Annotated in this window: 18 protein-coding genes; 3 read left to right on the forward strand and 15 right to left on the reverse strand. The window is 36.4% G+C overall.

The window, feature by feature from the left end:
- Positions 1 to 157: 157 nt before the first annotated feature.
- Both zapE and F948_RS07430 read right to left on the reverse strand, forming a co-directional pair.
- A complete protein-coding gene (gene zapE, locus F948_RS07425; protein WP_004911455.1) occupies positions 158 to 1,303 on the reverse strand; it encodes a cell division protein ZapE in 1,146 nt (381 codons plus the stop codon).
- 118 nt (positions 1,304 to 1,421) lie between these two features.
- Positions 1,422 to 2,441 (reverse strand): AraC family transcriptional regulator, encoded by a 1,020-nt coding sequence (locus tag F948_RS07430; protein WP_004962153.1) that lies wholly within the window; start codon positions 2,439 to 2,441, stop codon positions 1,422 to 1,424.
- A 155-nt stretch (positions 2,442 to 2,596) separates the two neighbouring features.
- Between F948_RS07430 and F948_RS07435 the strand changes: the two genes are divergently transcribed.
- Entirely contained in the window at positions 2,597 to 4,111 is a 1,515-nt protein-coding gene (locus tag F948_RS07435) for a flavin-containing monooxygenase (protein WP_004962156.1), read from the forward strand.
- Positions 4,112 to 4,158: 47 nt separating this feature from the next.
- Complete coding sequence (locus F948_RS07440; protein ID WP_004962159.1) at positions 4,159 to 5,076, forward strand: LysO family transporter; 918 nt, start codon at positions 4,159 to 4,161, stop codon at positions 5,074 to 5,076.
- A gap of 9 nt (positions 5,077 to 5,085) precedes the next feature.
- Here the strand turns inward: F948_RS07440 and pyrF are convergent, their stop codons facing one another.
- Entirely contained in the window at positions 5,086 to 5,781 is a 696-nt protein-coding gene (pyrF, locus tag F948_RS07445) for an orotidine-5'-phosphate decarboxylase (RefSeq protein ID WP_026057424.1), read from the reverse strand.
- A gap of 162 nt (positions 5,782 to 5,943) precedes the next feature.
- Here pyrF and F948_RS07450 point away from each other — a divergent pair, with 162 nt between their 5' ends.
- A complete protein-coding gene (locus F948_RS07450) occupies positions 5,944 to 6,459 on the forward strand; it encodes a hypothetical protein (protein ID WP_004962164.1) in 516 nt (171 codons plus the stop codon).
- A gap of 239 nt (positions 6,460 to 6,698) precedes the next feature.
- On the opposite strand, the gene F948_RS07455 is transcribed toward F948_RS07450, so the two are convergent.
- From F948_RS07455 to gspI, 12 genes are all read right to left on the reverse strand, one after another.
- On the reverse strand, positions 6,699 to 7,061 hold the full coding sequence (locus F948_RS07455) for a lipopolysaccharide assembly protein LapA domain-containing protein (RefSeq protein WP_004911472.1): 363 nt from the start codon (positions 7,059 to 7,061) through the stop codon (positions 6,699 to 6,701).
- Between the two features lie 30 nt (positions 7,062 to 7,091).
- The gene (locus F948_RS07460; protein ID WP_004911476.1) at positions 7,092 to 7,394 is read right to left on the reverse strand and encodes an integration host factor subunit beta; all 303 of its coding nucleotides are present in this window, start codon (positions 7,392 to 7,394) and stop codon (positions 7,092 to 7,094) included.
- 157 nt (positions 7,395 to 7,551) lie between these two features.
- Positions 7,552 to 9,234 (reverse strand): 30S ribosomal protein S1, encoded by a 1,683-nt coding sequence (rpsA, locus tag F948_RS07465; RefSeq protein WP_004954100.1) that lies wholly within the window; start codon positions 9,232 to 9,234, stop codon positions 7,552 to 7,554.
- Positions 9,235 to 9,348: 114 nt separating this feature from the next.
- Positions 9,349 to 10,029 carry a (d)CMP kinase gene (cmk, locus tag F948_RS07470; RefSeq protein ID WP_004962168.1) on the reverse strand — a complete coding sequence of 227 codons (681 nt, stop codon included), beginning with the start codon at positions 10,027 to 10,029 and terminating at the stop codon, positions 9,349 to 9,351.
- Positions 10,030 to 10,039: 10 nt separating this feature from the next.
- Positions 10,040 to 10,480: an SRPBCC family protein gene (locus tag F948_RS07475; RefSeq protein WP_004962173.1), complete on the reverse strand. Its 441-nt coding sequence runs from the start codon at positions 10,478 to 10,480 to the stop codon at positions 10,040 to 10,042.
- 66 nt (positions 10,481 to 10,546) lie between these two features.
- Complete coding sequence (gene tadA, locus F948_RS07480) at positions 10,547 to 11,050, reverse strand: tRNA adenosine(34) deaminase TadA (RefSeq protein WP_004962178.1); 504 nt, start codon at positions 11,048 to 11,050, stop codon at positions 10,547 to 10,549.
- A 6-nt stretch (positions 11,051 to 11,056) separates the two neighbouring features.
- A complete protein-coding gene (locus F948_RS07485) occupies positions 11,057 to 12,181 on the reverse strand; it encodes an enoyl-CoA hydratase/isomerase family protein (RefSeq protein ID WP_171053792.1) in 1,125 nt (374 codons plus the stop codon).
- On the reverse strand, positions 12,178 to 12,891 hold the full coding sequence (gene ung, locus F948_RS07490) for a uracil-DNA glycosylase (RefSeq protein WP_004911491.1): 714 nt from the start codon (positions 12,889 to 12,891) through the stop codon (positions 12,178 to 12,180). The genes F948_RS07485 and ung overlap by 4 nt, the downstream gene beginning before the upstream one ends.
- 38 nt (positions 12,892 to 12,929) lie before the next feature.
- On the reverse strand, positions 12,930 to 13,526 hold the full coding sequence (locus F948_RS07495) for a 6-pyruvoyl trahydropterin synthase family protein (RefSeq protein ID WP_004954093.1): 597 nt from the start codon (positions 13,524 to 13,526) through the stop codon (positions 12,930 to 12,932).
- Positions 13,527 to 13,632: 106 nt separating this feature from the next.
- The gene (gspK, locus tag F948_RS07500) at positions 13,633 to 14,592 is read right to left on the reverse strand and encodes a type II secretion system minor pseudopilin GspK (RefSeq protein ID WP_004962185.1); all 960 of its coding nucleotides are present in this window, start codon (positions 14,590 to 14,592) and stop codon (positions 13,633 to 13,635) included.
- Positions 14,589 to 15,317: a type II secretion system protein GspJ gene (locus tag F948_RS07505; RefSeq protein ID WP_004962188.1), complete on the reverse strand. Its 729-nt coding sequence runs from the start codon at positions 15,315 to 15,317 to the stop codon at positions 14,589 to 14,591. The genes gspK and F948_RS07505 overlap by 4 nt, the downstream gene beginning before the upstream one ends.
- Positions 15,314 to 15,787 carry a type II secretion system minor pseudopilin GspI gene (gene gspI, locus F948_RS07510; protein WP_080592510.1) on the reverse strand — a complete coding sequence of 158 codons (474 nt, stop codon included), beginning with the start codon at positions 15,785 to 15,787 and terminating at the stop codon, positions 15,314 to 15,316. The genes F948_RS07505 and gspI overlap by 4 nt, the downstream gene beginning before the upstream one ends.
- Positions 15,788 to 15,800 lie beyond the last annotated feature (13 nt).

Here is a 15,800-nt window from a genome sequence, read left to right on the forward strand (position 1 = left end):
AAATCAAAACTTTAAATTAAAATTTTACTTATTCTATGAGGATGTAATGATCTCACAGTCTTAAAAACACATTTAGTTATAACAAAAATCAACCAAGAATAAAGCTTTCTCAGTATCAAAATATAAAAAAAAGCATTCCGAAGAATGCCTTTATAAATTATGAAGTTTTAGCCATATCAATTTGGCGATGTTCAGAGTGCAGATATGCATCTGATTGCATTTCTAACAATCTGGAACGTGTACGTTCAATTTCAAATGCTAATTTAGATCCTTCATATAACTCAATAATCGAATCTTCTGAATTAATCAATAATTTAACGCCTCTGTCATAGAATTCATCGACCAAATAAATAAAGCGACGAGTTCCTTCCGAAAGGAAATCTGTTAAATGTGGAACATTACTAACTAACACAGTGTTGTAGATATTTGCGATTTCAATAAAATCAGCGGGGCTTCTCGGTTTAAAACATAATTCTGAGAATTCACACCATAAAACATCTTCTGTATGCCCGAGTGTTTCAACTACACGATTATTAATCATAATCGGTGAGTTTGACTTCACTTGAGTCTGAGTTAATGCATTGAAACGCTCTAACATCCATACTTGAGCATCAGCACTCAATGGATATTTAAACAATTGAGCTTGCTTCAATACACGTAGTCTGTAATCAATTCCTGCATCAACATTTAATACTGTGCAATTTTTTTGTACACATTCAATCGTTGGCATGAAACGGTCACGATGGATACCATTTTTATATAAGCCTTCGGGTGCAATGTTTGAAGTTGCAACCAGTGTGATACCACGTTCAAATAGTTTTTGAAACAAATCACTCAGGATCATGGCATCCGTAACATTCGATACAAAAAACTCATCAAAACAAATTACAACAGCATCTTTATAAATCTGATCTGCAACCATATCCAAAGGATTGCGCTGACCAGAAAGTTTATTTAACTCTTTATGCACGTGCTGCATAAAGTGATGAAAATGCAGACGTATCTTGCGGCGGAAAGGCACAGATTCATAGAATTGATCCATCAACCATGTCTTACCACGACCAACACCTCCCCACATATAAACACCTTTTGGGTATGTTTGTCTGCGGAAACGTCGAAATGCTTTTTTTGAAGCTTTATAGCGAGTGAGTAACTCTTTCCATACTCGATCTAACTCTTGCACTGCCTGCGCTTGAGCTTCATCAGGCATAAATTGCCCTGACTCAAGAGCTTGAGCATAGCGCTCAGCAGGCGATGTTGGTGTATATGCAGTGCTATGTGAGTCTGGTTTAGAATTTAACATAAGGCGTTATTGCAATTTTAATTGGTGAAAATTATATCGAACATTGAGTTCAAAGACATTAGATTTTAGGCTTAATTATCATAGAGTTTAAACATCATAATGTACCATTTTTAAGCATTTAGTTTTTTCGATGATATTGTCGAGGACTTCGTCCAAACCAACGTTTAAATGCATGGTTAAAGGCTGCTGGCTCTGAATATCCCAAAATTTCTGCAACCTGCTCGATCGAATAGGCACTATTTTCGATATATTTAATGGCTTTTTGTTTAATTAAGCGCTCTCTAATTTCTTTATAACTGGTTTGTAGTTGTTGCAGTTGATGCCTTAATGTTCGTTCAGGAATATTGAGTGCGCATGCTGTTTCTGACATCGTGGGAATTACCCCATTTTGCATTTCAAGATACCCTTCTACGTACTCTACGATTGTTAAAATACTATCAGAGCTTTTTTCGAATTTCTCGATATCTTGTAAGCACTTTTCCTCATAAATTCGATAAGTTAATACATCTGCTGAAGGTACTTTTATGTCTAGAATTTCTACGCCATGCATAATAAATGCCGCTTGATGACATCCAAACTTAACATCATGTCCATAATAAGCTTGGTAAGCCTCAGTCCATCGCAGATCTTTAGGATGTTCAAAAGGTAATTCAATCTGGATTTTAGGGATGTCTAATCGCATCATTTTAAAAATATCTTGCAGGAATTTATATGTACCAGAAATCTCACATTGAGCACGCAACTGCCCCAAATGAGTATTCAAATCTATTGGAGTGTAAAACAAATAAATTTTATTATCGGTAATATTTAGCTGTAGTGAACCAAACAAATGTGTAAGTTTCTGAAAACGTATACCGTTCAAAAGTGCTTTATGTAAGCTTTCAGTGGTGACTAGTAACATCAAAAAAGGACCGTAACCAGCTAATGCATAGTGCTGACCTATTTCGAGACCTTGTTCTGGATATATATCCTCGCTAATATGTTTTAAGATATCCCATTCGATTTCGTCTGGAATTATGGTACTTGGATCTAAAGCGTCAGCATGTATCCCCATATTTGCCAAACGTGCGTCTACATCTATCCCAACATGTCGCATGCCTTGAATTAAATACATCAATCCGAGGATAGATCGCTTCATAATCCCAATTACTATTCACTAAACTTTAATGTTTTACTCGAAATATACAAATAAGTGTATTGCCGAAATGATCAAGTTTTGCGTCTGTACAATCATATTTAATCTCACCAAAACCTTTAAACTTGCACAAAATTTAGATGTGTAGGGCGTGGACTATGCGTGATCAAGCCAAAGATGCCATTCAAAAAACAAAAGTTGCAATTATCGGTGCAGGTTTTGGTGGTTTAGCAATGAGTATTCGATTATTACAAAGCCAAATCAATGATTTTGTAATCTTAGAAAAAACCAACGATGTTGGTGGTACATGGAGAGAGAACCAATATCCAGGGGCAGCTTGTGATGTTCAATCACACATGTATTCTCTATCGTTTGCGCCTAAAACAGATTGGTCAAAGCGTTATGCTGAGGCTGATGAGATTTTTGATTATATTCAAGAAATCACAACTCAATACAAGCTAAGAGACTATTGTAAGTTCAATCATGAAGTTACCAATGCTACATTTGATGAAAATCGTAATGTTTGGACTTTAAAATTTAAAGACCAACCTACACTTGAAGCTCAATTTGTAATTTTCGCATCTGGCCCATTACATGTTCCACAAATTCCACATTTAAAAGGAATTGAAAACTTCAAAGGTAAAGTTTTCCACTCTTCTCAGTGGGATCACAATTATGATTTGAATGGTAAATCTGTAGCTTCAATTGGTACTGGTGGAAGTGCGATTCAGTATATTCCTGAAATTGCAAAAGATGTTAAACAACTTTATGTGTTCCAACGTACAGCAGCTTGGGTGATTCCACGTGATGAACGTAAATACTCTCAACTAAGCAAATCTTTATTCAAAGCATCAAATATCTATCGTCAAATTCATCGTAGTCGTTTGTATTGGACAAATGAGTCACGAGTTGTGCCAATTGTACAACCACAAATCATGAAATATGGTCAAAAGCTTGCTGAAGCCTTTATCCGCTTCCAAGTAAAAGATAAAGAACTCGCTAAAAAACTTACTCCAGATTTCGTAATGGGCTGTAAGCGAATTCTAATCTCAAATAAATATTTCCCTACATTCAATCGTAAAAATGTTGAACTAGTCACTGATGGCGTTCAAGAAATTACAGCGAATGGAATCGTGACTAAAGATGGCAAAGAACGTCAAATCGACTGTCTGATTTATGGTACTGGATTTATTACTGATCCACGTATCTATCTCAAACACTTTGATTGCTTTGGTCGTAACGGTATTGAGCTGAAACAAGCTTGGAAAGATGGTGCAGAAAGCTATTATGGTATTGCAACCAAGAATTTCCCTAATTTATTCCAATTATTAGGTCCGAATACGATCCTTGGTCACAACTCTGTAATTTTTATGATTGAGTCACAAGTAAATTATATTTTACAGTTAATTCAAACTGTTGATAGCACTAAAACTCAAGCTGTTGAAGTTAAGCATGCTGTTCAAGATCAATTTAACGATCGCGTACAAGAGCAGTTAAAAGGCACTGTTTGGCAAGCCGGCGGATGCAGTAGTTGGTATCAAGCTGCTGATGGAAAGAATTTCTCATTATGGCCGACGTACACTTGGAAATATTGGTTAGAGACTCGCAAAGTAAATGTTGCTGACTATAATTTCCTTAATAACTCAGCAATTACGAAAACAAATGCAGCGTAGTCAATAATTCTTCATAATAAGCAGGTTATTCGTAACCTGCTTTTTTTATGCAATCTGTCATTTTAATTTTTCAAATTTTTATTGCAATTAGCTTAGGCTATTTTATTGCACCAAGACTTTCTAAAAATTTGAACAATCTCATTTTTAAAATTCTTCCATATTTTTCATATGTGTTATTGGTCAGTGTTGCTTTTGAATTGACACAAGCACTCAACCATATTGACAACCCGACCACAATCCTCCCTCCTGCACTTTTAATAGCTTTTACCACCTCTATTTTCGCATTTGGTATTTGTTTAATTACATATAAACTTATTGATCGGCAAAGCGTACAAGGCAAAATTTCATTTAATCTTTTTTTTAACGCCTTAAAAAATATAGCGAAAGCTTTTTTAGCATTAGGAATTGGTATTCTTTTAGGGCTAATAATTAACCATAGCAATATACAGTTTACATTTAATAGCTGGTATCTACTTTTAGTTTTTATCTTTTTAATCGGCATCGAACTCGCACATACACAGTTTGATCGTAGTTGGTTAAGTTGGAAAATACTCTTAGTACCATTTGCTGCATTTGTAGGTTCATGCTTGGCGTCTATATTAAATTATTATCTTTTACCTAAAGCCTTTAAGTTAAATGAAGTTTTAGCTTTATCACAGGGTTATGGCTGGTATTCAATGTCTAGCATTCTATTTACTGAATTGCATTCTGCAAAGTATGGAGGGATTGCCTTACTCACTGATTTATTCCGTGAAATTTTTGCAATTTTATTAATGTATTGCTTAGGTTGGCGTTTTCCTCGTTCCGCGATATCGAGTGCAGGTGCAACATCTATGGATGTCACTTTGGCTATGGTCAAGCAATCATGCGGAACTCATTACGTACCGCATGCAATGATGAGCGGGCTAATATTATCTTTATTAGCTCCACTCTTGATCAGCTTATTTCTGAATCTAAAAATCTAATTTATTGAATTAGATGGAAGCTAAAATAGATTTTAACATTTCAGTTGGTTGAGCCGCCTTGGTAATTGGGCGGCCAATTACTAAATGAGTAGATCCATCAAGCATCGCTTGCTTAGGTGTTACGATTCGTTTTTGATCATCTGCATTTGTACCTTCAGGTCGAATACCAGGTGTAACTAAAGCAAAATCTTGACCCAGCATTTCACGAAGAATTTTAGCTTCTTGAGCTGAACAAACCACTCCATCCAAACCACTATCTTTAGTAAGCTTTGCTAGACGTTTTACATGATCAACAGGTTCGACATCTAAACCGATATCAAACAAATCTTCTCTACCCATAGATGTAAGAACAGTCACAGCGATTAATTGTGTTTGGTACTGACCTGCTTTAAGACGTTCTACACAAGTTTCCATCATCTTGCGACCACCTGAAGCATGAACATTTACCATCCATACTCCAAGATCAGCAGCAGCACAAACAGCTTGCGCTGTCGTATTTGGAATATCGTGAAACTTAAGATCGAGAAAAACTTCAAAACCTGTATCTTGTAATTTTTTTACAATCGATGGACCTTCATGCGTGAAAAGCTCTTTGCCCACTTTTACTCGACAAAGTGTTGGATCAAGTTGTTCAACAATAGTCATAGCTTCGTATTGGCTTTTTGCATCTAATGCAACAATGATACTCAAGAGCTTTTCTTCCAAGTCAGTTAAAAGCGCTATTATAAATAGGTTTTTGCAGAAGTGTAAAATATGATTAGCAGGTCTTTGCTTGATGTATGTGCATAACCGCTACAATTTAAAAATAAAACAAATGGTAAAATAAGTTATATTTTAATCCTAAAATAACGACAATAAGGAATAATAATGCAAGCTATCAAATCGACAGTACAGCACAAAAAAATACAGTTTAGCAATCATCACTTCTTTCATATTCTTAAAAATGAAGATCTGACAATTGATCAAAGGTTAAAATTTTTACCAGATTTAGCTCACTTTATTATGAGTTTTTCAGATCTTAATAAATATGTCTTACCTTATGCAAACCCACAGAATAAATACGAAGAGGCAATAAACCTACATTGCAAGGAAGATGCAAACCATTGGCCTTGGTATCTATATGATCTAAAAAAACTAAATTTAGATCAGTCTCAATTATTGAGCGATACATTAAAATATTTATGGGGAGATAAAATGTCCCCTAGTAGAAAATTATCGTATGAGTTAGTTTCACTAACCTCAAATCAATGTCCTTTTATTCGATATGTTGCTATTGAAGTGATGGAGGCTACAGGAAATGTTGTATTCAATGTTCTTAATGAGATAACTAAAGAGACACATCTAAATCTAAAATTTTGTAGTGAAATACATTTATCACATTAGACTGGGCATACTATTGGTGCTGGAACAGATGTTTTTGATGATTATCCAACGTCTACAGATATAAAATTAAAATCGATTATCGTGATTGAAAAAAGCTTTAATGCTTTTGCCAAATTTATGGATCAGCTAGAAAATAAATTAAAAGAATAGGTCTTTGGTTGAAGATTTAAAATTAAAAGCGTCTAAAAATACAAAAAGGCTATTTCACTTATGAAATAGCCTTTCGAATATTAAAAATATTAAAACGTTGTCGTTTTATCATTGGCGTGAACATCTAAAACAGTTTTCTCATGCCGAACACTCGAAGCAGCTTCAGCTGCAGCTTGCTGAGCAAGTTGAATCTGTTCTTTTCTCAAATGATCAATATCTTTACGCAAGCGCTTAATTTCCCAACTATTTTGAAAAACTCGGAAAACTTGTACACCCAGTAATAATCCAACCACGACACCTAAAGCAAGTGTTAACAAAAGCAATAAACCTAATCGCATCGCTGGAACTTGAGTAAATAATAAATCTACTTGCAATTCAGCTGGATTCTGTAAAACTAATGCTAATGCGTAACCAAATATAGCAACAAGTAATGCAATTAATACATAGCGCATAATTGGCACCTCACTTATTTAATTTATTTTTTATTTAATTGACTCGTTTACTGCATCACGAAGAGCTTTACCTGGTTTGAAGTGTGGTACTGCTTTTGCTGCAACATCAACTGCCTTACCAGTTTTAGGATTACGGCCTAGACGTGGTTCACGATGATGTAATGCAAAGCTACCAAAACCACGAATCTCAATACGATCACCACTCGAGAGCGCTTCAATCATTTGATCAATCATGATCTTAACTGCATCCTCAACCAAAGGCTCAGCTAAGTGTGGGTTTTTAAGTGCAATCCGTTCAATTAAATCAGATTTATTAAGTGCTTCAGTCGTCATTGATGACCTCTTTAATTATCGCTACTTTTCAATGTTTTTAATAATAACCTGTTTAAATACAAAACGGTAGCGCAGTACATAAATACTACGCTACCGTTTACAGTATTTTTGTATAAAAAAGTACATCTCTGTTACAAGAAATGTACTTTTTAACAAATTACTTCATTTGAGCTTTAATTAAGTCACCAATAGTCTTAGGACCATTGCTTTCTGCAGCTTGAGTTGCAGCAGCTTGGCGAGCGTTGTTTACAGCTTCTTTCTCTTCAGCTTCGTCTTTCGCTTTGATAGACAAGTTGATAGAACGAGACTTACGATCAACGTTGATGATCTTCGCTTCAACTTCTTGACCAACTTCTAAGAACTTAGTTGCATCTTCAACGCGGTCACGATTGATTTCAGAAGCTTTAAGAGTTGCTTCGATGTCATCAGCTAATTTAACTGTAGCACCTTTAGCATCAACAGCTGTAACAGTACCTTTAACTAAAGCACCACGTTCATTCGCAGCTAAGAAATCATTGAATGGATCGCTGTTTAATTGCTTGATACCAAGGCTGATACGGTTACCTTCAGCATCTACAGATAAGATAACTGCTTCAACTGTGTCACCTTTCTTGTAACGACGGATAGCTTCTTCACCTTGTTCGTTCCAAGAAATATCAGACAAGTGAACTAAACCGTCGATACCACCAGATAAACCGATGAAGATACCGAAGTCAGTAATAGACTTGATCGTACCAGAAACTTTTTCGCCTTTCTCATGAGATTTAGCAAACTCTTCCCATGGGTTAGCACGAGTTTGTTTGATACCTAAAGAAATACGACGACGTTCTTCGTCAACTTCAAGAACCATAACATCAACTTCATCACCAATCTGAACTACTTTAGATGGGTGGATGTTTTTGTTTGTGTGGTCCATTTCAGAAACGTGTACTAAACCTTCAACGCCTTCTGCGATTTCAGCAAAGCAACCGTAGTCAGTTAAGTTAGTAACGCGCGCTTTAACGATAGAACCTTTAGGGTAACGGCTCATGATCGCTAACCATGGATCTTCGCCTAATTGCTTAAGACCTAAAGATACACGATTACGCTCGCGGTCAAATTTAAGTACTTTAACTGTAACTTCTTGACCAACTTCAACAACTTCTGAAGGGTGTTTGATGCGTTTCCAAGCCATATCTGTGATATGAAGAAGACCATCAATACCACCAAGATCAACGAATGCACCGTAGTCAGTAAGGTTCTTAATAGTACCAGTAACTGTTTGACCTTCTTCAAGTTGAGCAAGTAATGCTTCACGGTCAGCAGAAGATTCAGCTTCCATAACAGCACGACGAGATACAACAACGTTGTTACGTTTAGCATCAAGCTTGATTACTTTGAACTCTAACTCTTTACCTTCAAGGTGAGTTGTGTCACGAATAGGACGAGTGTCAACTAAAGAACCTGGTAAGAATGCACGTACAGGACCGATGTCAACAGTGAAACCGCCTTTAACCTTACCAGAGATAACACCAGTAACGATTTCGCCGTCTTCAAAGATTTTCTCAAGTTTAGTCCAAGTTTCAGCACGTTTCGCTTTTTCACGTGACAAAACAGTTTGACCCATACCGTTGTCAAGCGCTTCAACAACTACGTCAACAGTATCGCCAACTTGAACTTCAAGTTCACGTTGTTCATTTAAAAATTCAGCACGATCAACAACGCCTTCAGATTTAAGGCCAGTGTCGACAGTAACCCAGTCAGAATCGATACTAACAACAGTACCTTGGATGACTGCACCCTTTTCAACGTTGAGGTTTAATTCACTTTCTTCAAAGAGGGCTGCAAAAGATTCGGTCATGATATACCTGATAAAGTCAGCGGTCTTGGATCAGACAAGGCCGGTTAAGTTAAGTTGTTACATTGTCCAAAAGATCTGATCAAGCAATGCTTCAACTGAAAGTTAAATCAATATCTATTTTATACGACTGTCGATATAGTCAACCATGAGCTTAAATACTTCATCGATACCTATCTCAGAGCTATCAACGATATAAGCATCTTCGGCCGGCTTGAGTGGAGCAACAGTACGCTCCATATCTCGCTTATCTCTAGCCTGTATGTTAGATAAAATGTCGCTTATTTTAGCATCAAGCCCCATACCCTGCAACTGTTTTACACGTCGCTCCGCTCGTGATTGTGCTGATGCGGTGAGATAAATTTTTGCCTGAGCTTCGGGAAAAATAGAAGTTGCCATATCACGACCATCAGCAACCAATCCTGGAGACTGGATAAAAGCTCTTTGACGATCAAATAACGCTTTACGTAATGCTGGAATTGCTGCAACTTTAGAAGCATATTCCCCCACTTCCTCTGTGCGTATCACATTCGTCACATCAGCACCATCGAGTAGAATAATCGTGGAAGATTCTGTTGATTTAAATTCGATATTTAAATAAGTTGCAATTTCGACACATTCATCCAACTTAGTTTCAAGTTGCTCTAATAAGTTTTTTTGAGCCAAAGACAGTCCAAGTAAACGATATAACGCACCAGAATCCAATAAATTATATTGGTAATGTGCAGCAATCTTAGCAGCTAACGTACCTTTTCCAGATCCGCTTGGACCATCAATCGTAATAATATGAACTGTCATTATCTTCTCTTTATGGAGCAACTGATTTCGCTAGTTTTGAGAAACCTAGTGTAATTGCTGCTTTAAGTTGTGCAAGAATTAATTTACTCACAAAAGGTGCTTTTGCTGTAAATTCAATCTTGTAAGTTACCAATGTTACGTAAGGTGTAATTTCTTTGAAATCAATTTGACCCAAATGATGCTTTACAAGTGGATTGTTAATCAACTTATACTCAATACGTTTATTTTCTTCCAATAATGTAATTTCTTCTTGCAATGGTTTTACAGGACCAAATCCCATTCGACGAACCGACCCAATTCCATCTAGACGTTTTGGATCAGCCGAATCTTTAACTCGTACCACTTGTAATGGAGCAAAAGCTTTATTATAAGTTGCGTGTTTTGACAATAAATCAAACACTTCTGAAAGAGGTGCATGAAACTCTTTTTTTACAGTGATTGCATTACGCATAGCTTTGCCTTTTTTAATTTGACCAAAATCATCGCGGCTTAGTTTGCCACAACTCAAAAGACATGTTTAATCATTTAAGGACGTTTTAGATAAATAGGCTTGCTTCTTTTCTTTTCTTCTTTGCTTAAAAAAATCACTTAGTTGAGCTGAACATTGTTGTTGTAAACAACCTTGTTCAAATACAAATTTATGGTTGTAATAGCCATTATCTAACAATTGACGAGCACTAACAACAGAACCAGCTTTTGGCTCAGTCGTTGCAAAAATTACTTTTTGAATTCTTGCATGAATCAACGCACCAACACACATGGTACAAGGTTCAAGCGTGACATATAAAACAGCATCATCTGGTAATCGATAATTTTCAATAGCTCGGCAAGCTGAGCGCAGCGCTTGAATCTCTGCATGTGCAGTAGGATCAGACAATTGGATAGGTGCATTGTAACCTGAGCCAATGATTTTATCTTGACTCACGATTACAGCGCCAACAGGTATTTCACCTTGTGATGCTGCGATTGCAGCCTGCTCGTAGGCAAACTGCATCCAATATTCATCTTTATTAACAGTCATATCTACTTAAGAAATTACACCATATTGTCTTAATAACGCATTCCAACTATCAATTGTTGTAATTGGTGGACAATCAGACAATATATCTTTCAAAGTGATTTTTTCAGCAGACTTCCATTCAGGTGAAAGATCCTTATCAACCAAACGTGCTCGCACACCCTCAACGAAATCAGGATGACGAATCTTCCAATCAGAAATTTGTGACTCTAAAGCAAAAACCTCATCCCATGCATGACCTTGTTTACCCCATTGCCAAAGCAACCAAGTAATCGCAGCAGTGCTCGGAGAACCCTTCTGTAAATTCTCACTAGCTTGACGCAACCAGTCACTACTTGCATCACTCAAACCTATAATAGCTTGGTAATCATACTCAAAGCTTTGTCCACGACAAACACTATGGATAACATCAATAGAATTTTGTAATGGTCCAGAAGCAACTGGACGATGCAGGCTATTCAGGGTGTCATCGATTGCTCTAAACGCGCCAGCTGGATAATGATTCCAATCAACATTCAATACTTTTTGAAGCACATTATCACGCTGAGCTTCACAAATATGTGTCGCCCAACCAATACTGAATGCTCCAGCAGCTGTCATGATTGAACCCGTTAAACCAGTAAATAGACCAATTTGACCACGATCAGCAAGGAAGCGACTACCACCAACATCAGGATACAATCCAATATTAATCTCAGGCATAGCTAAACGAGAATATGGTGTGACCAAACGAAATGGTGCAGCCATAAATAAGCCTAGTCCGCCACCCATAACATAACCTTCACCCCAAACCACAATAGGCTTAGCATAGTTATGCAGCAGTAAATCTAGTGCATATTCTTGCTCAAAGAATTTATTAGCCGTATCAACTTCATTGTTAATAACCAATTGGCGCAATTTACGAACATCACCACCCGCACAAAATGCTTTTGGTGTAGTCGAATCAAACCAAATCGCTTTTACACTTTCATCATCATGGAAATGTTCGAACACTTTGAGTAAAGCACTTACGATCGATTCATCCAATGCGTGTAATGATTTAGGTCGGTTCAAACGAACAATACGCCAACCATTTTTAGCGTGCTCGACAATCAAATCAGGATGATAGCTATTTAAATCGGGAGAATTCATTATGCGTCCAATTGCCAGTCTATAGGCTCAATGCCATGTTGTTTCAAATATTGATTTGTTTTAGAAAACACTTTACAGCCAAAAAAACCACCTCGGTTTGCTGATAAAGGTGACGGGTGGGCTGCACTTAAAACTAAATGTTTGTTACGGTCTATGCGCTGTCCTTTACGTTGAGCATAAGCTCCCCATAATATAAATACGATACGTTCACGATGTTCATTCAACACATCAATCACATTATCAGTAAAATCTTCCCAACCTTGTTTCTGATGTGAGGTGGGTTGACCAGCTTCAACCGTCAGCACACTGTTCAGCAATAAAACACCTTGCTCAGCCCATTTACTCAAATCACCATGTCGAGAAACAGGTATGCCTAAATCAGTATTCAATTCATGAAAAATATTACGTAAAGATGGAGGTAATGCAACCCCTCTTTGTACCGAAAAACTTAAACCATTCGCCTGATTCGGTCCATGATAAGGATCCTGACCAAGTATGACGACTTTCACATGGTTAAGTGGAGTGGTGTTAAATGCATTAAAAATTTGTTTGCTTGGCGGATAAATCGTTTTTTGGGCAAGTTTCTCTTGTTGCAAAAACTCGCGTAAATTATCCATTTTTTGCCCAAGTAAAAATTCAGAAAGTGAATATTTCCAAGATTCATCAATCTGAATTTTATTTAATTTATTGAGCTGTTGTTCCGTAAATTGCATCAACTTTCCTTTATTTGAGTTCACTTAATCAAGTAAACTCAAAGTGTTACTTGTAATTCTACTTCTGGATTTTCGAACTTAATTCCTTTTTTCAAGTTCTCATATATCTGTGGATCACTCCACTCTGATACGACTTGCTCTGAAAAAACTATTTGATCCAAGCTCAATATACCCATTTGCTCATTTTCAATGTCTTCCTGAAAACTTTGGGCGTACCCCGTATCAGTCTCATGAACAATCACAGAATATACTTGAACATCACCCTCACCGTTTTGTGTTGTAGTTGAGCGAAGGACTTGTTGAGCTAAATAGAAAAAAATACGTGAAAATTGTTCGGCAGAAGGCGAAACAGGCAATGAAATCCATCTTGCACTAAATGTCTTACATGCATCGATATAAGCAGCATCATCTTTTTGCCAAAAACAAATGGCATGATCAAAACTGTCAAAAAGTTCTTTTATAACACCTTTGAGCAAACCAAAATCGTAAACCATCTGACCATGATCTAACTTTGACGCTTTGAGTAATAATTCAACTTTATAACTATGCCCATGAATCGAACGCTTACAGCGATCCGATGTACAATTGCGTACAATATGAGCATTTTCAAACTTAAATAATTTACGAATTAACATGCACCAAGCTAATCTTTATCTGCGAACGAGTTTTATTATAAAGCAAAAAAACAAGCATTGGGATTGATTTTAAACCTTGTCGATATTTGATAATTCAATTATCAAATCAATTGAAAGGTGCAAGACTTCTTGAGTAAACAATTACATGATTATCTTTTCTAGCCATAGAACTTGTGAATTGACGCTTACGCTCACTTAAAAGCACATCAATCTGTGCAGTAAAATAATTCGATTTCACATCCATTAAGCTACCTGCATCAGTTTTACTCTGCTCATCAATGCCAGAAAATGCATTCAATTTCCATAAGTCATCTAGATTATTAAAATAAGTCAAGTTTGCCTCTTTTGCTTTGATCTCCTGCTCTACCGCTTTCATATCCACCTTTGGATCCATGCTTGCTAACAATAAAGCAGGTGCAGTATTTATATTTATTTTTGTCGGTTCAGGTAAGGCCGAAACATAGGGACGAATCAAATCAAATTTTTTACCTTCGAATCCTCTAACCAATTTTAATTCTTCAACATTATGGAACTTTGTATTTGATGCTAAATATGCAGGATCCACTCCTTGATAAATACTACTTTCAGCTCCCATTGCACCTGAAGTTTCATCATCCGCATCTTGCCAATCAATGACAGCTTGACTCAACTCCGCTGGCAATCCAACTCTGACTAATAGTTTTTCAAACCACCGACGAGCGGAATCATCCACTTTTCCGTCTGGCTTAACTAAATTATTTAAATTAAATTTCCCCGAATCATCAATTAAACGTCCAGAAACTGCACCATCTTCAACTGGGAACGAAGGTATTGGTTTCGCCCAACTTTCCTGTAAATGATCAAGATTACCTGCATTTTCACTATCTTGAATCAATAATTCAGAAAAAAATGCCTCTGCGCTTTTTGCATAAAGTAAAGACTGATTTTGGCGCATCAAATAGCCCGTATTTTCAGCAGTATTGCTTTGACGTTTTGCAATTGTTGCAGCCAAAATAGTAGCCAATGCGACCATGATCAATATTGTAAGAAGTGCTATACCTTGTTCAGAAGATTTAATCTTGATCATGGTGGAGTTTCCAGATTGACCAATAACTGATTGGCATTTAATAAACTATAAATCCACTCATAATCTGAACCAGCAATCGTCAATTGAACTTTAAAACCTAATGGTAACTTCTTTAATTCATTTACATTATTTGGATCATTAATATTTTCAGGCCATTGGCTAATTTCTTGTGGATTTAAAATCAAAATTCTAAATTGATCTACATTTTCAAGTAAAGTGCTTGATACTGGTTGCACACGATTTGGAATATTTAAATTTGTATATTTCAAACGGTAAACTTTTTTTTGTTGCGCATCATATCTGTATTCTATTCGCTCATATGGTGAAAGATCTTGCTTCAATGGATCAGATACCCAAGCCTTACTAAAACTAAAACTTCGATCATTCAAAACCATAGCTGCTTGTAATTGTCGCCCATCATTTGCAGTCAATGGAATTATCTGCATGCTATCTTTTAAAAATTGCTGATAAGCATCCTGTAATTCAAATAAGTGTGTTTCATGTTCTGCATTTCTATCTTTCACTTTGATGAGATAATCAAAAACTTTCCACCCCAACATTGAAAGCACTGCAAATATCGCAATCGCAACAAGCAACTCAACTAAAGTAAAACCTAAATTACTCTTAATTTTTTTAGGTAAATAAGACTTAGTTGAACTTTGCTGACATTCTGAGACAACATTAAATTTGAAACCCAAACTCATTACAACATTCTTGATTTTCATGATGTTTTGACTTTAGCAGGATAATTAAAGAATACAAGATTGGTAATTCCTGCCTCAACTTTGCCTTGTTCAGTGTTATATAAACTTACTTGTAACTCGATACGTTGGATTTTTGGGCTTAATGTTGATTGTGCTTTTTTATCAATTTGCCAAGTTTCTCCCTGCGCAGTCACTTGTTTAGATTGTGTTCCCTCAAGCCACTCTTGATTTATTTCCATGGTTGCAATTTCATTCATTGCAATAAATTGGGCTTTAGTACGTAAAATTGCATTTGAAGTTGATTGGGTATACTGCATAGCTATTTTAGTTAACGCGATTGCAGCGACCGCAAAAATAGCTAAAGCAACCATCACCTCTAACAGCGTAAAACCTTTCTGTATTTTGAGAGAATCTAGTTTAACCTCAGCAATTGTTTGAAAATTAAGACTATCTGATTTTTTATCAAGCAAACTGAATTGTCGATTAGTCATCTTATTTGAGGTG

The sequence above is a fragment of the Acinetobacter junii CIP 64.5 genome (assembly GCF_000368765.1).
GTDB classification, from domain to species: Bacteria; Pseudomonadota; Gammaproteobacteria; order Pseudomonadales; family Moraxellaceae; genus Acinetobacter; species Acinetobacter junii.